General features: G+C 64.4%; 13 protein-coding genes. 6 read left to right on the forward strand and 7 right to left on the reverse strand.

Annotated elements, in window-relative coordinates:
• Positions 1-4: 4 nt before the first annotated feature.
• The 6 genes from xylG to GJ698_RS07945 form a co-directional block, all read right to left on the reverse strand.
• The gene (xylG, locus tag GJ698_RS07920) at positions 5-1,528 is read right to left on the reverse strand and encodes a D-xylose ABC transporter ATP-binding protein (RefSeq protein ID WP_154357086.1); all 1,524 of its coding nucleotides are present in this window, start codon (positions 1,526-1,528) and stop codon (positions 5-7) included.
• A 9-nt stretch (positions 1,529-1,537) separates the two neighbouring features.
• Positions 1,538-2,506 carry a D-xylose ABC transporter substrate-binding protein gene (gene xylF, locus GJ698_RS07925; RefSeq protein ID WP_371865210.1) on the reverse strand — a complete coding sequence of 323 codons (969 nt, stop codon included), beginning with the start codon at positions 2,504-2,506 and terminating at the stop codon, positions 1,538-1,540.
• 68 nt (positions 2,507-2,574) lie between these two features.
• Positions 2,575-4,350: an IlvD/Edd family dehydratase gene (locus GJ698_RS07930; protein ID WP_229259889.1), complete on the reverse strand. Its 1,776-nt coding sequence runs from the start codon at positions 4,348-4,350 to the stop codon at positions 2,575-2,577.
• 7 nt (positions 4,351-4,357) lie between these two features.
• Entirely contained in the window at positions 4,358-5,233 is an 876-nt protein-coding gene (locus tag GJ698_RS07935; protein WP_154357089.1) for an SMP-30/gluconolactonase/LRE family protein, read from the reverse strand.
• Positions 5,230-5,997: a D-xylose 1-dehydrogenase gene (xylB, locus tag GJ698_RS07940; protein ID WP_154357331.1), complete on the reverse strand. Its 768-nt coding sequence runs from the start codon at positions 5,995-5,997 to the stop codon at positions 5,230-5,232. Before xylB ends, GJ698_RS07935 begins: the two co-directional genes overlap by 4 nt.
• A gap of 50 nt (positions 5,998-6,047) precedes the next feature.
• Entirely contained in the window at positions 6,048-7,232 is a 1,185-nt protein-coding gene (locus GJ698_RS07945; RefSeq protein ID WP_371865191.1) for a fumarylacetoacetate hydrolase family protein, read from the reverse strand.
• 164 nt (positions 7,233-7,396) lie between these two features.
• On the opposite strand from GJ698_RS07945, the gene GJ698_RS07950 reads away from it, so the two are divergent.
• Genes GJ698_RS07950 through GJ698_RS07960 form a run of 3 tightly spaced genes read left to right on the forward strand, consistent with a single transcriptional unit; the run spans position 7,397 to position 13,063 of the window.
• Positions 7,397-8,608, forward strand: coding sequence for an SGNH/GDSL hydrolase family protein (locus tag GJ698_RS07950; RefSeq protein ID WP_208023792.1), 1,212 nt, complete (start codon positions 7,397-7,399; stop codon positions 8,606-8,608).
• Positions 8,590-10,194: a glycoside hydrolase family 43 protein gene (locus tag GJ698_RS07955; RefSeq protein WP_208023793.1), complete on the forward strand. Its 1,605-nt coding sequence runs from the start codon at positions 8,590-8,592 to the stop codon at positions 10,192-10,194. Before GJ698_RS07950 ends, GJ698_RS07955 begins: the two co-directional genes overlap by 19 nt.
• Positions 10,195-10,234: 40 nt before the next feature.
• On the forward strand, positions 10,235-13,063 hold the full coding sequence (locus tag GJ698_RS07960) for a glycosyl hydrolase 115 family protein (protein ID WP_229259890.1): 2,829 nt from the start codon (positions 10,235-10,237) through the stop codon (positions 13,061-13,063).
• 53 nt (positions 13,064-13,116) lie between these two features.
• On the opposite strand, the gene GJ698_RS07965 is transcribed toward GJ698_RS07960, so the two are convergent.
• Positions 13,117-14,223 (reverse strand): endo-1,4-beta-xylanase, encoded by a 1,107-nt coding sequence (locus GJ698_RS07965; RefSeq protein WP_154357092.1) that lies wholly within the window; start codon positions 14,221-14,223, stop codon positions 13,117-13,119.
• An 82-nt stretch (positions 14,224-14,305) separates the two neighbouring features.
• Here GJ698_RS07965 and GJ698_RS07970 point away from each other — a divergent pair, with 82 nt between their 5' ends.
• The 3 genes from GJ698_RS07970 (at position 14,306) to GJ698_RS07980 (ending at position 19,215) form a co-directional block, all read left to right on the forward strand.
• A complete protein-coding gene (locus tag GJ698_RS07970; protein WP_154357093.1) occupies positions 14,306-16,435 on the forward strand; it encodes an alpha-glucuronidase family glycosyl hydrolase in 2,130 nt (709 codons plus the stop codon).
• 67 nt (positions 16,436-16,502) lie between these two features.
• Positions 16,503-17,609 carry a LacI family DNA-binding transcriptional regulator gene (locus tag GJ698_RS07975; RefSeq protein ID WP_154357094.1) on the forward strand — a complete coding sequence of 369 codons (1,107 nt, stop codon included), beginning with the start codon at positions 16,503-16,505 and terminating at the stop codon, positions 17,607-17,609.
• A 94-nt stretch (positions 17,610-17,703) separates the two neighbouring features.
• On the forward strand, positions 17,704-19,215 hold the full coding sequence (locus tag GJ698_RS07980; protein ID WP_154357095.1) for a carboxylesterase/lipase family protein: 1,512 nt from the start codon (positions 17,704-17,706) through the stop codon (positions 19,213-19,215).
• Positions 19,216-19,298 lie beyond the last annotated feature (83 nt).

Here is a 19,298-nt window from a genome sequence, read left to right on the forward strand (position 1 = left end):
TAGTTCAATGCGCATCCAGCGCCGCTGCCAGCACGGTTTCCTGGCTCAGGTTATCGTTGACGAAATCGCCGCGCAGTTTTCCTTCGCCGATCACCAGCACGCGGTCCGAAATGCCCAGCACCTCGGCCAGTTCGGACGACACCATGATGATCGACATGCCCTGCCTGGCCAGGTCGAACATCAGTTGGTAAATCTCGAACTTGGCGCCGACGTCGACGCCGCGCGTCGGCTCGTCGAGGATCAGGATCTTCGGCTTGGTCAGCAGCATCTTGGACAGCACCGCCTTCTGCTGGTTACCGCCGGACAGGCCGGTAATCGGCAGGAACGGGCTGGAGGTCTTCAGCTTGACGCTCTTGATCTCCTGGCGGATGGTCGCCAGCTCGGCTTCCTGGTCGATGCGGGCGGCGCGCGCGAAGTCGTTCAGCACCGCCAGCGTCATGTTGTGGCCGACGCCGAGATCCGGCACGATGCCGTGGTGCTTGCGGTCTTCCGGCACCATGGCCAGGCCGTTGCGGATCGCCTTGACCGGCGTGCTGGTGTCCAGCTTCGCGCCATTCAGCCAGACTTCCGCCTCGCTCGGTCCCGGATACGCGCCGAAGATGGCGGACACCAGCTCCGTGCGGCCCGCGCCCACCAGGCCGGCGATGCCCAGGATTTCACCCTGGCGCAGCTTGAAGGAGATGTTGTCCACGCGCTTGCGCTCGGGATTGTCGGCGTCGTAGCAGGTGACGTTGCGCGCCTCGAAAATCACTTCGCCCGGCTGGTGCTCGCGCTGTGGATACAGCTGCGTCATTTCGCGTCCCACCATCTGCGCGATGATGCGGTCGATATTCATCTCCGACATCGGCGTGGTGGCGATGTGCTGGCCGTCGCGGATGGTGACGATGGTGTCGCAGATGTCCGCCACTTCATCCAGCTTGTGCGAGATGTAGACGCAGGTGACGCCCTTCGCCTTCAGCGAATGGATGATATTCAGCAGCACCTTGATCTCGGACGCCGTCAGCGACGACGAGGGTTCGTCCAGGATCAGCAGGCGCGCGTTCTTGTTCAGCGCCTTGGCGATCTCGATCAGCTGCTGGTGGCCGCCGCCGTACTGCTTCACCGGCAGCACCACGTTCACATCATTGATGTTCAGTTCTTTCAGCAGCTGCTCGGCGCGGCGGTTCATGGCCGCATAGTCCATGCGGCCACCCGGCAGCGTGATCTCGTTCCCGAGGAAGATGTTCTCCGCCACCGACAGCTCAGGCACCAGCATCAGTTCCTGGTGGATGATGACGATGCCGGCCGCCTCGGTGTCGCGGATAGACTGCGCCTGCAACGGTTGTCCGTCCCACAGGATCTCGCCATCCCAGGTGCCGTGCGGGTACACGGCGGACAGCACTTTCATTAACGTCGACTTGCCGGCGCCGTTCTCGCCGCACAAGCCGGCGCATTCGCCGGCTTTCAGCTTGATGTCGATGCCGTTCAACGCACGCACACCGCCAAATTCCTTGACGATGTTGCGCATTTCCAGAAGATATTCGGCCATGCTGATTCCTTAGTTGGCGGTCAGCTGGGCCTTGGTGTAGAAGCCGTCGTCGGCCAACACGTTGACATTGGCCTTGGTCAGCGCGACAGGCGCCAGCAGCATGGTGCTGACGTTCTTCAAGCCGTTGTTATACGACGAGTTGAAGGCCGGCGCTTCGTTGCGCACCAGTTTCACCGACAGGCGCGCCGCTTCGGTGGCGATCACTTTCAGCGGCTTGTAGACGGTCATGGCCTGGGTGCCGGCGATGACGCGTTTGACGGCAGCCAGGTCGGCGTCCTGGCCGGAGACCGGAACCTTGCCCGCCAGCTTTTGCGCGGCCAGCGCCTGGATCGCGCCGCCGGCGGTGGCGTCGTTCGAAGCCACCACGGCATCGATTTTGTTGCCGTTGGCGGTCAGGGCGTTTTCCACGATGGACAGCGCTTCCGACGCGCTCCAGTCCTTGGTCCACTGCTTCCCCACCACCTTGATATCGCCCTTGTCGATCAGCGGCTGCAGCACTTTCAGCTGGCCCTCGCGCAGGATCTTGGCGTTGTTGTCGGTTGGTGCGCCGCCCAGCAGATAGTAATTACCCTTTGGCTTGATGCCCACCAGCGTGCTGGCTTGCAGCTCGCCGACCTTGGCGTTGTCGAATGAGATGTAGGCGTCGATGTCGGCGTTGAGGATCAGACGGTCGTAGGACACGACCTTGATCTTGGCCTTCTTCGCCTCGCGCACGGCGTTGTTCAGAACCGTGGCGTTGTAGGGAACGATGACCAGCACGTCCACGCCGCGCGAGATCAGGTTCTCGATCTGCGCGATCTGGCGCTGTTCGCTGGCGTCGGCCGACTGCACGTAGACCTTGGCGCCCAGCTTCTCCGCTTCGGCGGTGAAGTAGTCGCGGTCGCGCGCCCAGCGTTCCAGGCGCAGGTCGTCGATGGAAAAGCCGATCTTCGGATTCTTGGCGTCGGCCATCGCGGCGCCGCCGCTCAGGGCCAGCATGGCGCCGATGACGGCGCTAACTACAGTCTTCTTCATATTGTCTCCGTTATTGGTATTTTGCTGAAGAGTTAGTGGTTGTGACGCGCCAGCGTCTGCCCCACTCCCCGGTATTCGAGCGCCAGCTCCATGCAGGCCCCGGTTTCCATCTGGCCGACGGTGGAGCGGTACAGCTGCTGCCATGGCGTCTGGCTGGCCGGCACCGGCGGAATGCCTTCGGCCTTGCGCCTGGCCAGTTCCTCGTCGCTGATCAGCATATTGCAGGAGCCTTCGTTCAGGTCCACGCGCACGGTGTCGCCGGTGCGGATGTAGGCCAGGCCGCCGCCCACCGCGCTTTCCGGCGAAGCGTTCAGGATGGACGGGCTGTCCGAGGTGCCGGACTGGCGGCCGTCGCCCAGCGTCGGCAGCCAGTTGATGCCGCGCTTGATCAGCGCATCCGGCGGTTGCATGTTGACGACTTCCGCCGATCCAGGCCAGCCGATAGGACCCGCGCCGCGAATCACCAGCATGCAGTTCTCGTCGATGTTCAGCGCCGGATCGTTGATGCGGTCGTGATAATCGCCCGAACCGTCAAACACGATGGCGCGCGATTCGAAGATGTTTTCCTTGCCCGGCGCGCTCAGATAGCGCTGCCGGAATTCCGGCGAAATCACGCTGGTCTTCATGATGGCGAAGTCGAACAGGTTGCCCTTCAGGACGAAGAAGCCTGCGTCTTCCTTCAGCGGCGCGTTGAACGGGTAGATCACTTCGCGGTCGTTGGTCTCGCGGTTGACCAGGTTTTCCGCCATGGTCTTGCCGGTGACGGTCAGGCGTTTCGAACGCAGCTTGCCCTGCTGTTCCAGCTCCCACATCACGGCCGGCACGCCGCCCGCGCGGTGGAAACGCTCGCCGAGGAATTTGCCGGACGGCTGCATGTTCAGCAGCAGCGGCACCTTGTGGCCGAACTCCATCCAGTCGCTCGATTTCAGTTCAACGCCGGCGTGGCGCGCCATGGCGACGATGTGCTGCTGCGCGTTGGTGGAACCGCCGATGGCGGCATTGACCACGATCGCGTCGAAGAAGGCGTCGCGGTTCAGGATCTGCGACGGACGCAGGTCCAGCTTCGCCATTTCGACGATACGCTTGCCGGTTTCGTAGGCCATCTGGCCGCGCTCGCGGTACGGCGCAGGAATCGCCGAGCAGCCGGTCAGCGACATGCCCAACGCTTCGGCGATGGCGTTCATGGTCGACGCGGTGCCCATGGTGTTGCAGTGGCCTGCGGACGGCGCCGACGCGGCGGCGATCTCCAGGAACTTCTCGTTGTCGATTTTGCCGGCGGCCAGCTGCTTGCGGCCCTTCCAGATCGCCGAGCCGGAACCCACCAGCTCACCATCGAGCCAGCCGTCCAGCATCGGACCGCCGGACAGCACGATGGCCGGGATATCGACGGTGGCGGCGGCCATCAGCTGGGACGGCGTGGTCTTGTCGCAGCCGGTGGTCAGCACCACGGCGTCGATCGGATAGCCGTGCAGGATTTCGACCAGGCCCATATACGCCAGGTTGCGGTCGATGGCGGCGGTCGGACGGCGGCAGTTCTCAAAGATCGGATGCAGCGGGAACTCCATCGCTATACCGCCGGCGTCACGGATGCCGTCGCGCACGCGCTTGGCCAGTTCCAGGTGGATGCGGTTGCACGGGCTGATATCGCTGCCCGATTGCGCAATGCCGATGATGGGACGGCCGGAACGCAGTTCTTCCGGCGTGATCCCGTAGTTCATGAAGCGCTCAAGATACAGCGCGGTCATATCGATATGGTCAGGATTATCAAACCAGTCTTGCGAACGGTAGCGACGCGATTGGGTGCTCATAGAGTGCCTATTCAGGTAAGTACAGATGTTGCAGTTGTCCCGGCGAGGCCACGCGGAAGCTGAAGATGCCTCCTGCCAGCGGCTCCCGGCTCAATTCTTCAGCCGACAGGCCCTTGCGGGCGGTGGTCACGAACACGGTGCGCAAATCCTCGCCGCCGAATGTGACCTTGGTGATATTCGAACACGGCATGTTGACGGTGTCCAGCAGTTGGCCCGACGCCGCATAGCGCTCGATGCGCGCGCCGCCGAACAGGCCGACCCACAGGGCGCCGTCGGCGTCCACCGCCGTGCCGTCCGGGTAGCCGCTGCCCTCGATACGCACGAACACGCGCTTGTTCGACAGGCCACCCTGCTCGTCCAGGTCGAAGGCGTAGATGGTCTTCTCCAGCGTGTCCGTATGGTAGAAGGTGCGGCCGTCCGGGCTGACACAAGGGCCGTTGGTGATGACGTAGCCGCCGTCCTTGTGCTCCGCCACCGCGCCGGCGCCCAGCCGGTACAACGCGCCGCTCGGCGCCTCTTCGGCGTTGTCCATGGAGCCGAACCACAGCGCGCCGTGGCGGTCCACGTAGCCGTCGTTGAGGCGATTGCCCGGCAGGTGCTGTTCCAGTTCGTGCAGCGTGGTCAGCGCGCCGGTCTCGAACGAGAAGCGCTCGATGCGGCCCGGCAGGCCGCAGACGAAGTCGCCGCCATGCATCGGCAAGGCGAAGCCCACTTCATCCGGCACCGTCCAGCTCTGGCGGCGGCCGCCGTCCTCGGCGCAGCGGTGAATCGCGCGCTGCTTGATGTCGACGAAGTACAGCGCCTTGTCTTCCGGATGCCATACCGGTCCTTCGGCCAGCGTCGCGCCGAGGGCCCAGATGCACTCAGGCTGATAGAGGTTCATGCTCCATACCATCCGGCGTCGACGAAGTAATCGCGGCCGGAGCAGCGTCGTGCATTGTCCGAGGACAGGAACAGCGCCATGGCGGCGATGTCTTCCGGCTCCACGCGCTCGTGCAGGCACTGCGCGTTGAGGATATCCTGCTCGCCTTCCGGCGTATGCCACATGGCCATCTGGCGCGGCGTGCGCACCGAGCCTGGAATCACGCAGTTGACGCGGATGCCGTCCTTGCCCAGGTCGCGCGCCAGGCCGCGGGTCAGACCTTCGATGGCCGCCTTGGCGGTCATGTACAGCGTCAGGTCCGGCAGCGCCAGGTGCCACGAGATCGAACCGAAGTTCAGGATCACGCCGCCGCCCTTGGCCTTCATGCCAGGCGCCACGGCCTGCGCGCAGAAGAACTGGTGGCGCAGGTTGACGGCCAGGCTGTCGTCCCAGTACTTGGCGCTCACTTCCTGCACCTGGTGGCGGTTGTCGTTGGCTGCGTTGTTGATCAGGATTTCAATCGCGCCGTGGTCCGCTTCGATCTGCGCCAGCACCTTTGACAAGGCATCCAGGTCGGTCAGGTCGCAGTGGAAAAACACTGGCGCATACTTGGCGCCTTTCAGGCTGTCCGCCAGTTCGCGCGAGGCGTCGACCGCGATATCGATGAAGAATACCTGCGCGCCCTGCTTGACGAAGGCGTCCACGATACCGGCGCCGATGCCCGTACCGCCGCCGGTGATCAGGACCCGCTTGTCAGCCAGGTCCGGGTAGGTGGCGTACACCATGGGTTGCACCATCTTGCTCTCCTCCAGAGATATAGTTGTTTTAGCTAAGCTCAATTGAGCAGGCCGCGTTGGGCCAGATTGCGATACAGCGCGCGCACGCCAAACGTCCATGGCGCCACGGTGGTGCTGAGTTGTACGTGATTCACCAGCATGCCCAGCGACGGGCTGCTGATGCTGACGCGGTCGCCCAGCTTGTGGGTGAAACCCGCGCCCGGCGCGCCACGGTCCTTGATCGGCGAGAACATGGTGCCGAGGAAGAGCATGAAGCCGTCCGGATATTGGTGATGCGCGCCGCTGGTTTGCGACACCAGGTCCAGCGGATCGCGGCTGATTTCGCGCATACGGCTCTCGCCATCGAGTCGGAAGCCGTCTTCCGAGCCTTCGATCAGCAGGCGCAGTTCTGCATTCCGCACGGTGTCGATGGTGAAGTGTTCATCGAACAGGCGGATGAACGGGCCGATGCCGCACGATGCGTTGTTGTCCTTGGCCTTACCCAGCAGCAGCGCGCTGCGGCCTTCGATGTCGCGCAGGTTGACGTCGTTGCCCAGCGTGGCGCCCACGGTTTGTGCGCGGCTGTTCACCGCAAGCACGATCTCCGGCTCCGGATTGTTCCATTTCGATTCAGGGTGCAGGCCGACGTCCGCGCCGAAACCGACCGCCGACATCGGCTGCGATTTGGAGAACACTTCGGCGTATGGACCGATGCCCACTTCCATGTACTGCGACCACGCGCCGCGCGCGATGAATTGCTGCTTCAGCTTTTCCGCCTCCGGCGAACCTGGCTTGATGGCCGACAGGTCGGCGCCGATGTCTTTCAGCAGTGAGCTACGCAACTCGTCGGCGCGCGCCGGATTGCCGCCCGCCTGTTCTTCGATCACGCGTTCCAGCAGGCTGACCGCGAAGGTCACACCGCAGGCCTTGATGGCCTGCAGGTCGCATGGCGCCAGCAGGCGCACCGGCGCGTCGGCGCCGCTCAATGCGCCGTCGACCAGCGCTTCCACGCGGCCCAGCGATTCGCCCTGCGCGGCGTGGGCGAAGGCCACCACGTCGTCGCGATCCAGCAGATCGGATACCGTCGCCACTTGCGCGGTGATGTCGAATACTTCGCCTTTGCGCACGACCACCACGCTCGGGCCGTTGACGTCGCTGCGCCACACGCGGCCTACCAGCAGCGCGTCGGACAGGTCGGCGGGGAGGTGCGCCGATGCCGGCGCATGCTTCAAATGATTGTTCACAAAATGTCCTTGTCTCGTTATGGCTCTTCCGGCGTTTTTGTTGCACCTACCATCCGATTACCCTAAAATGAATAGCGCTAACATTTTATGAGTGTGAAGGATTTATGCAATCAAGTCAACACGCTTTACCCCGTTATTTGGGCGCCGCCATAGCGGTTTTTTTGATGCATGCGGCAGCGGCCGCACCAGCGCCGCAACCGGCGCCGCACTGGGTCACCAGTTGGGGTGCGGCGCAGCAAATTCCCGACACCGCGAATGAGTTGGCGGCCGAGAACTGGCGCGACGCCAGCCTGCGCCAGATCGTTCACCTCTCTCTGGGCGGCAAGCAGTTTCGGGTCCGCGTCAGCAACGCATATGGCACCGCACCATTAATGCTCGACGGCGCCAGCGTGGCGCTGGCGCAAGCGCCCGGCCAGGCCGGCGTTCAGGCCCCTACCCTGCGTCCGCTGACCTTCGACGGCCGCGCTTCGGTGATGATTCCGGCCGGCGCGGAATACTACAGCGACGCCGTCGCCATGGAAGTCAAACCGGCCGCCGACCTGGCGATTTCGCTGTATTTCAAGGCCGAGCCGGCCCGCCAGACCAGCCATAACGGCGCCCGTACCCATACTTTTCTCGCCAAGGGCAACCGCGTGATGGACGCGTCGTGGGCCGATGCAGGCAGCGTCACGCGCTGGTATGCACTGAGCGATGTCGACGTGCTGGCGCCGCGCGACGCCGGCGCGCTGGTGGCCATCGGCGACTCCATCACCGACGGCTACGGCATCCCGCCCGACACCAACACCCGCTGGACCGACGTGCTGGCCGCGCGGCTGCGCGATAACAAGCAGCCGCTGGCCGTGGTCAACGCCGGCATCGGCGGCGGGCGCCTGCTGCGCGAAGGGCTGGGCACCCCGCTGATTGCGCGCTTCGACCGCGATGTGCTGTCGCGTTCAGGCGTCACGCACGCGCTGGTGCTGATCGGCGTGAACGATTTCGGCGTCCAGCATCGCAACGGCCCGGATACGCCGGCCGACCGTCAACAGCTGCTGGCGGACCTGAAGCTGGCGCATCGCCAGCTGGCGGAGCGCGCGCATGCGCATGGCATCTGCGTCATCGGCGGCACCATCACGCCGTATTCGGGCAGCGACTATTACCATCCCGACGCCGGCAACGAGTCCGATCGACTGGAACTGAATCAGTGGATGCGGACCTCGGGCGTGTTCGACGCCGTCGCCGACTTCGATGCGGCGCTGCGCGATCCGGCCCAGCCTTCGAGGCTGAAAAAGGTGTATGACTCGGGCGACGGCCTGCATCCATCGCTGGCCGGCTACCGCGCGCTGGCGGACACCGTGCCATTGGCGGCGCTGCGCCAGCAATGCGGAAGCAAGAAATGATGATCGCCGCGCGCGCCGCGCTGACCGCACTGCTGGCCACCACCACGCTGGCCTCGCAGGCCGCCACCTACACCAATCCGGTACTCAGCGGCTTCCACGCCGATCCCAGCGTCTGCCGCGTCGGCGGCGACTACTATCTGGCGACAAGCAGCTTTGAATACTTCCCCGGTGTGCCGATTTACCACAGCAAGGATCTGGTCCACTGGCGCCAGATCGGCCACGCGCTGACACGCGCCAGCCAGCTGAATCTGGCCCACACGCGCAGCTCGCAGGGCATCTACGCACCGACATTGCGCTGCCATGACGGCGAGTTCTATATGGTCACCACCAATATGGAGGGTGGCGGCGCTTTCTACGTTCACACCAGGGATCCGGCCGGCGAATGGTCGGAACCGGTATGGCTGAACGACCCAAGCTTCGCCATGGACCCGTCGCTGTTCTTCGACGACGACGGCAAGGTCTATTACACGCGGCACGGCGGCGGAGAGCACGGCGGCGTCTATCAGGCGGAAATCGACCTGAAGGCCGGCAAGCTGCTGGAGCCACCGCGCCTGATCTGGTCCGGCACCGGCGGCGTGTGGCCCGAAGGTCCGCACCTGTACAAGCGCGATGGGCTGTATTACCTGATGATCTCCGAGGGCGGCACATCCTATAACCACAGCCTGACGATGGCCCGCTCGTCATCGCCGTTCGGCCCATACACCGCCAACCCGGCCAATCCCATCCTCACGCACCGCGGCCACCCGGAACTGCCGTTGCAGGCCACCGGCCATGGAGACCTGGTGCAAACGCCGGAGGGCAAATGGTGGATGTCGCTGCTGGGCATCCGTCCTGTCGATAACCGCCATCACCTTGGCCGGGAAACGCTGTTGACGCCTGTGGCGTGGAATGACCAGGGCTGGCTCACCGCCAACGGCGGCAAGCCGCTGGCGGTCGAAATGTCGGCCGACGGGCTGCCCCCCTCCTCGCCATGGCCTGCGCAACCGGTGCGCGACGACTTCAGCGCGCCGAAACTGGGCCTGCAATGGTCGCAGCTGCGCGGTCCGGGCGATGGCCTGTGGTCCTTGAGCGAGCGTGCCGGCTACCTGCGCCTGAAAGGCAGCAGCATCACCATGAACGACGTCGCGCAGCCTGCATTCGTGGCGCGCCGCCAGGAGCACATGCGCATGCGCGCGGCCACGCAGTTGGAATTCCTGCCAGCCGCCGCGACGCAGTCGGCGGGCCTGGTGCTGCGCCAGAACGAGAAAAACTACTATGAACTGCGCGTGACCGGAACCCCGGAGCGCCGCCTCGAACTGCTGATACGGACCGGCGGCGTCACGTCGCTCCAGGCCTCGGCGGCATTGCCGCCCGGTCCCGTAACGCTACAGGTGGAATCGTGGCCCGACCATTATGCGTTCAGCTTTGGCAGCGGCGATGCGCCGCTCAAGCTGATCGGCACCGCACCAACCGCACCGCTGTCATCAGAATCAGCGGGCGGTTTTACCGGCGTCTTCATCGGCATGTTTGCCGAAGGCGCGGGCAAGCAGCAGGCCATGCCGGCTGCGGATTTTGCATGGTTCGACTACATACCACTGGAAAAATAACGACATGAGACAACGTATTTTTGCCGCAGGGGCCATGCTCATGGCCCTGCTTTGCCACGCCCTGCCCGCGCAGGCGCTGGGCCAGAAAAAACTGGCCTGGTTCGATCAACCGCCCGCCGATGCGGTGGCGCTGGCCCACAACGGCCAGGCCGCCAAACTATACGTCGATGCGGCCGATTATGCCGGCGTGCTGCGCGCTGCCGGCGATCTGCAGGCCGATATCGCCCGCGTCAGCGCCGCCAAACCGGTACTGTCCAGGGACGGCAAGCCGGCCGGTGCCGATGTCATTATCATCGGCACCGTCGGCAAGAGCGCCTTGATCGACCGACTGGTGGCCGCCGGCAAGCTGGATGTCTCGGCCATCAAGGGCAAGTGGGAGGGCTGGCAGGTGCAGACGCTGCGCAAGCCGTTGCCCGGCGTGGAGCGCGCGCTGGTGATCGCGGGCAGCGACAAGCGCGGCACCATCTTCGGCATCTACGAGATGTCCGAACAGATCGGCGTCTCGCCGTGGAACTGGTGGGCCGACGTGCCGGCGGCGAAACACGCGAATGTGTACGCATCGGCCGCCGCAGCGGTCAGCGATGCGCCGGCGGTGCAGTATCGCGGCATCTTCCTGAACGACGAAGCGCCGGCGCTGACCGGCTGGGTCAAGCAGCGCTATGGCGGTTTCAATCATCAGTTCTACGAAAAGGTGTTTGAGCTGATCCTGCGCATGCGCGGCAATTACCTGTGGCCGGCCATGTGGGGCGAAGCCTTCTACGATGACGACAAATTGAACGGCAAGACCGCCGACGAATACGGCGTCGTCATCGGCACCTCGCACCACGAGCCGATGATGCGCGCCCACGATGAATGGCGGCGTTATGGCGAAGGCAAGCCGTGGGACTACAACCGCAGCGGCGACAAGCTGCGCGAGTTCTGGACGCAGGGCCTGCGCGTGTCGCAAGGCCAGGAAAAGCTGATCACGCTGGGCATGCGCGGCGACGGCGATGAGCCGATGTCGGAAGGCGCCAACGTGTCGCTGCTGGAACGCATCGTCGGCGACCAGCGCAGCATCATCGCCAGGGAAGTCAATCCGGATGTGACCAAGGTGCCGCAGGTATGGGCGCTGTACAAGGAAGTGCAGGAATACTACGAAAAAGGCATGCGCGTGCCGGACGACGTGACGCTGCTGTGGTGCGACGACAACTGGGGCAACATCCGCCGACTGCCGACCGCTGAGGAACGCAAACGCGCGGGCGGCGCCGGTATCTACTATCACTTCGATTATGTCGGCGGTCCGCGTTCGTACAAGTGGATCAACGTGACGCCGCTGCCTAAGGTATGGGAACAGATGCATCTGGCGTGGCAGTACCAGGCCAACAAGCTTTGGATCGTCAATGTCGGCGACCTGAAGCCGATGGAGGTGCCGATTGAGTTCTTCCTCACCTACGCCTGGAATCCCGAGGCATGGCCGGCCGAGCGTTTGCCGGAGTATCTGAAGCTGTGGGCGACGCGCGAATTCGGGCCGGAGCATGCCGACGATATCGCCGACATCGTGGCCAAGTACGCCAAGTACAACGGCCGCCGCAAGCCGGAACAGCTGGAGCCGACCACCTATAGCCTGGTGAACTACAACGAGGCTGCGCGCATCGTCGATGAGTACAAGTCGATTGCGGCGCGGGCCGAGAAGATTTCCGCCGCCCTGCCGGCCAACAAGCGCGATGCGTTCTTCCAGTTGGTGCTGTATCCGGTGAAGGCGTCGGCTGTCGTCAATGAGCTGTATGTCACGGCTGGTCAGAATCGGCTGTATGGCCTGCAGGGCCGCGCCGCCACCAACGATCTGGCGGCGCGGACGCGGGCTTTGTTTGCAGAGGATGCGGAGCTGGTTCGCCAGTATCACGAGGACATCAGCGGCGGCAAGTGGAACCACATGATGTCGCAGACCCACCTGGGCTACACCTACTGGAACCAGCCGCCGCGCAATGTCATGCCGCCGGTGACGGAGGTGCAGGCGCCGAAAGCGGCTGACATGGGCGTCGCCGTGGAAGGCAGCGAACAGGTCTGGCCGGGGCCGGGAGGCGATGCGCTCGCGCTGCCGGCGCTGGATGTATTTGAGAAGAAGGCGCGGTTCATCGACATCTTCAATCGCGGGCAGCAGGCGTTTGATTACACGGTAAGCGCCAGCGAATCCTGGATTACGCTGGATAAGCCGTCCGGCAAAGTCGCGCGCCAGCAGCGCGTAGCGGTGAATGTGCGCTGGGCCGAGGCGCCGGATGGGGTGCGAGATGCTACGCTGACCATCTCCGGTGCGGGCGGCAAGACGACGGTCAAAGTCCCGTTGCGCAAGCCGGCTGGCGCGGCGGCGCTGAAGGGTTTTATCGAAACCGGCGGCGTGGTGGCGATGGAAGCGGAGCATTACACGCATGCGGTGTCGGCCGATCAGCGCGCGTGGCAGCTGATTCCGGATCATGGACGCACGCTGTCGGGCATGACGGCGTTGCCGGTCGATGCGCCAGCCGATGTACAGCCGCGCATGCGGCTGGAGTATGCGATGCAGCTGTTCAGCGTGGGCAAGGTGGAGGTGCAGACCACGCTGGCGCCGACGCAGAAGTTCCAGCCGGGGGCGGGATTGCGTTATGCGATTTCGTTTGATGACGAGGCGCCGCAGGTCATCAACGTCCATGCGGATGGCAGCGAGAAGGCCTGGGAGCGCACGGTGTCTGATGGTGCGACGGTGCTGACTTCCCACCATAACATTGACAAACCTGGCCCCCATACCCTGAAGTTCTGGGTGGTTGATTCGGGGTTGGTGGTGCAAAAGCTGGTGGTCAACACAGGCGGCCTGCGTCCGAGCTACCTTGGTCCGCCCGAAAGTCCGCGCCAGTAAAACCCGCAACCTTTAGCGATACGCATGCCGTACCACTTAGGGGTCGGGCGGGTCTAGGAGCGCGCCGGCATCGCGTTGATAGCAGCAGCGATGGCATCGCGCAGCGGCTTGGCCCGCATCTGTTCATCAAACGGCGTAGGCCGCATCGCCAGGCCATCGGTACGCGGCGCCTCCTTCCATCCCTGCAGCCAGCTGACGTTGTCCGCCATCCCCCACATCAGGAAATCCCGGCACTGCGGGTAGCTGAACGTCACATCCAGATAATCCTTCGCCAGCACCGCGACGCCCGCATCGCGCACGGCCACATCGCCCGGCAGCTTGCGGTCGTTGACATCAAACTCGGTCACCAGCAGATCCAGCCCCATGCCCGTCACCTCATCCAGGAACTTGCGCCACACCTGCTGCTGCTTCGCGCCACCCAGGTCATCCCACGAACCGATATGGCTCTGCAGCCCAAGCGCCTGCACCGGCGTGCCGCGCGACTTCAGGTCATGCAGCAGCTTCAACACGCCCTCGCGATGCTTCTTGCTGCCATCGTCCGGCCGCATGTAATCGTTATAAACCAGCTGCGCCTTTGGCGCATGCTCCCGCGCCACGCGGAATGCCAGATCGATCTGCTCCACCGCCCCCAGACGCTCTGTGAACACATTGGTGCGCAGCGCGCCCGTCTTCGGATCCACCGCCTCATTGACCACATCATAGCTATGGATCGCGCCGCCAAAGTGATCGCACACCGTCACGATATGCTTGCGCAGCAGCGCCTCCGCCGCCTGCACCGGCTGCGCGCCGAAGTCGTATTCGTTCACCCACTTCGGCAGCCACTTGGCATCCTGCCAGATCAGGTTATGTCCGCGCACCAGCATGCCCTGCGACTTCGCCCAGGCATACATCTCATCCGCCGGCTCGAAGTGATATTCGCCTGGACGCGGCTCCAGCGCCTTCCATTTGCCTTCGTTCTCCGCCACCAGCATGTCGCACTCGCGCGCCATCAGCGCCTTGTACCCGGAATCGCGGAAGTAGCGGCCGCCAATCGCATTACCGACATGGAGGCCCTTGCGTTTGCCCAGTACTTTCAAGGGTTCCGGCATCTCTGCCGCATGCAGCGGCAGAAAACCGCCTGCCGCCATCATTGCCAAAACACCGCGTCGGGATATCTTCATTTTTGTCTCACTCCTCGTTGGAATTGTTTGCTAACATCGTGGCATAATGAAATGGTTACGCTATCATAAAAACGGAGACAAGATGCGATTTACCTTTTCCGCCGCGCTGGCCGCGCTGCTTTTATCGCTCGTTGCGACGGCATCGGCGGCCGACGAAGACGGCTACGACCTGTGGCTGCGCTACCGTCCACTGGACCGTGCCGCGCAAGCCGGCGTGCAGGCGCAAGCCCGCAGCATCGTGATTCCCGGCGTTGCCTCGCCCACCACGCAAGCCGCCCTGGCGGAACTGAACCGGGGCCTGGCCGGCATGCTGGGCCGCGTACCCGGGCCAGCGTCGCGCATCGCCGACGGCGCCCTGCTGCTCGCCACGCCGGCACGCCTGCCGGAACTTGGCGCCGCATCGCCACTACACACCGAACTGACGGCGCTGGGCAACGAAGGCTATCTGCTGCGCCAGACGCGCGTGCAGGGCCACAATGTCACGCTGATCGCCGCCAACAGCGACATCGGCCTGCTCTACGGCGCCTACGCCTGGCTGCGCGACGCCGCCACCGGAGCCAAACCGGAAGCATCGTCCGCGCCCACGCTGCAACTGCGCATGCTGAACCACTGGGATAACCTCGACCGCACGGTGGAACGCGGCTACTCCGGCCAGTCGATCTGGGACTGGTGGGCGCTGCCGGACATCAAGGACCAGCGCTACACCGACTACGCCCGCGCCAACGCGTCGCTGGGCATCAATGGCACGGTGCTCAACAACGTCAATTCCAAGCCGGAAGTGCTGACGGCGCCCTTCATCGCCAAGGCCGCCGCCGTGGCGGACATCCTGCGCCCTTACGGCATCAAGGTCTATCTGTCGGCGCGCTTCTCGACCCCGCTGGAGCTGAAGGAAACCAGCACCGCCGATCCGCTGTCGCCGGAAGTGCGCGCATGGTGGGCGCGCAAGGCCGATGAAATCTACAAGGCCATTCCCGACTTCGGCGGCTTCCTGGTCAAGGCCAATTCCGAAGGCCAGCCAGGCCCGCAGGACTATCACCGCAGCCACGCCGACGGCGCCAACATGCTGGCCGCCGCCGTGGCGCCGCACAAGGGCATCGTCATGTGGCGCGCCTTTGTCTACGCGCCGAAAGGCGCACACCTGGCCGACGATCGCGCCAAGCAGGCCTACGACGAGTTCAAGCCGCTGGACGGCAGCTTCGCCGCCAACGTGCTGGTACAGGTGAAGAACGGCGCCATCGACTTCCAGCCGCGCGAGCCGTTCCACCCGCTGTTCGGCGCGATGCCGAAAACGCCGCTGATGATGGAATTCCAGATCACCAAGGAGTACCTGGGCTACTCGACCGACATGGCTTATCTGGGCACGCTGTTTGAAGAGACGCTGGAAACCGACACCAAAACCTCTACCGGCGCGGTCGCGCAAACGCTGAGCGGCATGGCCGGCGTGGCGAATATCGGCAGCGACCGTAACTGGGCCGGTTCGCATTTCGACCAGGCCAACTGGTACGCCTTCGGCCGCATGGCGTGGAATCCGCAGGCCAAGGCGCGCGACGTCGCCGCCGAATGGGCCGCCCTCACCTTCGGCAAGCGCGCCGAAGCGCCGGTGGTCGACATGATGATGATGTCGCGCGAAACGGTGGTGAACTACATGACGCCACTGGGCCTGCACCACATCATGGGCACCGGCCACCACTTCGGTCCCGCGCCGTGGGTGGATAATCTTGAGCGTCCGGACTGGAATCCCGTCTACTACCACCGCGCCAGCCGCGACGGCATCGGCTTCGACCGCACCGCCAAGGGCAGCAACGCGCTGGAACAGTATGCGCCGGAGATCGCGCGCCAGTACGCCGATCCGAAAACCACGCCGGAACAGTTCCTGCTGTGGTTCCACCACCTGCCATGGGATTACGCCATGCCGTCCGGCCGCACGCTGTGGGCCGAACTGTTGGCCCGATACGACAAGGGCGTGGCCGACGCCCGTTCGCTGCAGGCGCGCTGGGTGGCGCTGAAACCGCTGATTGACGCGCGCCGCTACGCTGAGGAAGCGCAGCGCCTGAACCGCCAGGTCAACAACGCCGTTCTGTGGCGTGATGCCTGCATCGCCTACTTCCAGTCGGTGTCCGGCCTGGCGCTGCCGCCCGGCGTCACGGCGCCGGCGCATCCGCTGGATTACTACAAATCGCTAAGTTATCCCTATGCGCCGGGGCGTGGCTAGGGAGGAAAACCTGCCCGCTTGTGGTAAAGTCCGGGACTGAACATAGCTTTATTTTATTTGAGGACAGATGACAAAAACTAAGGTGAAACCGGCGCCGGTACCGGCCGTGCAGAGCCGCTCGCAAGCGCCGACCATGGCCGACGTGGCCGAACTGGCAGGCGTGTCCCCGATGACGGTGTCGCGCGTGATGAACGGCGACACCAACGTCCGCGAAAAAACCCGCAACCGCGTCGATGCGGCTGTCGCTGCCCTTAACTACGTCCCCAACCAGGCGGCGCGCCGCCTGGCCGGATCGCGCCCGATCCGCGTCGGCTTCCTGTACTCGAATCCTTCCGCCGGCTACCTGAGCGAATTCCTGGTCGGCCTGCTGAACCAGGCCAGCCCGAACAACGTGCAGCTGGTGGTGGAAAAATGCGAGGCCGATGAACATGGCGTGGAGCAGGCGCGCCGCCTGATCGCCAACGGCGTCGATGGCATCATCCTGCCGCCGCCGCTGTGCGACACGCGCAACCTGATCGACCTGATCGCCGCTTCCGGCACGCCGGCCATCACCGTGGCCTGCGGCCAGCCCGACGCGCGCGTGGGCGGCGTCAGTATCGACGACTACGAAGCCGCGTATGCGATGACCTGCCACCTGATCGCGCTGGGTCACCAGCGCATCGGCTTCGTCATCGGCCATCCGAACCAGAGCGCCAGCGCGCGCCGCCTGGCCGGCTTCAAGGCCGCCATCGCGGAGAAGCACGTGCAAAGCGCGCCGGAGCTGATCGTGCAGGGCCAGTTCACCTACCGTTCCGGCCTGGATGCGGCGGAGTCGCTGCTGGGCCTCGCCCAGCGCCCGACCGCCATCTTCGCCAGCAATGACGACATGGCCGCCGCCGTGGTGGCGATCGCCCACCGCCTCGGACTGGACGTACCTGGCGACCTCACCGTCGCCGGCTTCGACGATACCGCGCTGGCCACCACCATCTGGCCCGAGCTGACCACCGTGCGCCAGCCGATTACCGACATGGCGGAGGAAGCCGTGCAGTCATTGGTGCGCCTGATCCGCGCCGAACGCAATGGCACGCCGGAAGAACCGCGCCACGTGGTGACCAGGCACACGCTGATCCGCCGCCAGTCCGACGCCGCGCCGCGCCTGCGGCCATCGGCCAAGATCGCCGGCAAGGCGAAATAGCCAGGTTCGCGGCGGCGCAGCATAAGCAGTCACGCTGGCGCATGGCGTTTTGCGATATAGTTAATCTCCCCGTTTAACCGATATCGCCTACGCCATGAAAAAAGCCGGTCTGCTGCTCCTGTCTTCCAGCCTGTTTGCCCTCTCCGCTCAAGCGGCGCCACGCGCCGCCACCGCCACCGGCGTGGCGGAAGGCGTGACCGAAGCGTCGGGCGTCACCTCGTACAAGGGCATTCCGTATGCGGCGGCGCCGGTCGGCAAGCTGCGCTGGGCGGAACCCAAGCCGGCGGCAAAATGGAAAGGCGTGCGCAAGGCCGATCATTTCGGCGCGCGCTGCATGCAACTGCCGCTGTTCAGCGACATGGTGTTCCGCTCTGACGGCGTCAGCGAAGACTGCCTGTTCCTCAATGTCTGGACGCCGGCCAAGTCCAAAAAGGAAAAGCTGCCGGTGCTGGTGTACTTCTACGGCGGCGGCTTTGCGGCCGGCGACGGCTCCGAGCCGCGCTACGACGGCGAGAGCATGGCGGCCAAGGGCATCGTCACGCTCACCGTCAACTATCGCCTGAACGTGTTCGGTTTCCTGGCGCATCCGGAACTGACCAAGGAATCGAAGCACCACGCCTCCGGCAACTACGGCCTGATGGACCAGGCGGCGGCGCTGGCCTGGGTGAAGAAGAATATCGCGGCCTTCGGCGGCGATCCGTCGCGTGTGACCATCGCCGGCGAGTCGGCCGGTTCGTTCTCGGTCAGCGCGCAGATGATCAATCCGCAGTCCAGGGGCCTGTTCGCCGGCGCCATCGGCGAAAGCGGCTCGCTGCTTGGGCTCAAGGCGCCCGCACCGCTGGCCGCCGGACAGCAAGGCGGCGCGGAATTCGCCCTGGCCATCGGCGCGCCGACGCTGGTCGAACTGCGCGCCCTGCCCGCCCAGCAGCTGCTGGATGAGACCAGCAAGCCTGGCAGATGGTTCTCGGCGGTGCAGGACGGCTACGTCATTCCGCGCGCGCCGGTCGCCATGTACGCGGCCGGCGAACAGGCCAAGGTGCCGCTGCTGGCGGGCTGGAATTCCTACGAAGGCCACTACAAGCAAATCCTCGGCGAGACCGAACCGACCGCCGAAAACTTCGCCGCCGCGCTGCAAAAACTGTACGGCGACCAGGCGGCGGCCGCGCAACAAGCCTACGGCGGCGACATCAAACAGGCGGCCACGGAACTGGCCAGCGACCGCTTCATCGCCTACGGCACCTGGAAGTGGATCAACAGCCACGCGCGCACCAGCGGCAAGCCGACGTATCGTTATTACTACACCCGCCCACGCCCGGGCCAGGAAGGCGCCGGCCACTCGGTGGAGATTGAATACGCGCTGGGCAACCTGCCGGGGAATAAAGTCTATGCATGGACTGCGGACGACTATGCGCTGTCCGCACAGATGCAGGACTACTTCGCCAACTTCATCAAGACCGGCAACCCCAATGGCGGCGGCCTGCCGGAGTGGCCGCAAGCCAGTGCCGGCGCGGGTTCCCGCCTGATGGAACTGGGCGTGCCGTCCCGGGCCGTCACCGCCACCGACGACGCGCATTACCAGTTCCAGGAGTCGCAGGCAAGGCCTTAAAGACAACTTTGTATTTTATTGTATCAGCGGGTAATTGATTGAAAACCTGCTATACAATTTATCCTCTTATCTTGAGGAAACAT

The sequence above is a fragment of the Duganella aquatilis genome, assembly GCF_009674565.1.
GTDB lineage: Bacteria > Pseudomonadota > Gammaproteobacteria > Burkholderiales > Burkholderiaceae_D > Rugamonas > Rugamonas aquatilis.

What these genes read in the sequence shown, in the direction of transcription:
- xylG (WP_154357086.1), bottom strand. Translation starts at nt 1,528, where the DNA reads ATGGCCGAATATCTTCTGGAAATGCGCAACATCGTCAAGGAATTTGGC.
- xylF (WP_371865210.1), bottom strand. Translation starts at nt 2,506, where the DNA reads ATGCTGGCCCTGAGCGGCGGCGCCGCGATGGCCGACGCCAAGAATCCG.
- GJ698_RS07930 (WP_229259889.1), bottom strand. Translation starts at nt 4,350, where the DNA reads ATGAGCACCCAATCGCGTCGCTACCGTTCGCAAGACTGGTTTGATAAT.
- GJ698_RS07935 (WP_154357089.1), bottom strand. Translation starts at nt 5,233, where the DNA reads ATGAACCTCTATCAGCCTGAGTGCATCTGGGCCCTCGGCGCGACGCTG.
- xylB (WP_154357331.1), bottom strand. Translation starts at nt 5,997, where the DNA reads ATGGTGTACGCCACCTACCCGGACCTGGCTGACAAGCGGGTCCTGATC.
- GJ698_RS07950 (WP_208023792.1), top strand. Translation starts at nt 7,397, where the DNA reads ATGCATGCGGCAGCGGCCGCACCAGCGCCGCAACCGGCGCCGCACTGG.
- GJ698_RS07955 (WP_208023793.1), top strand. Translation starts at nt 8,590, where the DNA reads ATGCGGAAGCAAGAAATGATGATCGCCGCGCGCGCCGCGCTGACCGCA.
- GJ698_RS07960 (WP_229259890.1), top strand. Translation starts at nt 10,235, where the DNA reads ATGGCCCTGCTTTGCCACGCCCTGCCCGCGCAGGCGCTGGGCCAGAAA.
- GJ698_RS07965 (WP_154357092.1), bottom strand. Translation starts at nt 14,223, where the DNA reads ATGAAGATATCCCGACGCGGTGTTTTGGCAATGATGGCGGCAGGCGGT.
- GJ698_RS07970 (WP_154357093.1), top strand. Translation starts at nt 14,306, where the DNA reads ATGCGATTTACCTTTTCCGCCGCGCTGGCCGCGCTGCTTTTATCGCTC.
- GJ698_RS07975 (WP_154357094.1), top strand. Translation starts at nt 16,503, where the DNA reads ATGACAAAAACTAAGGTGAAACCGGCGCCGGTACCGGCCGTGCAGAGC.
- GJ698_RS07980 (WP_154357095.1), top strand. Translation starts at nt 17,704, where the DNA reads ATGAAAAAAGCCGGTCTGCTGCTCCTGTCTTCCAGCCTGTTTGCCCTC.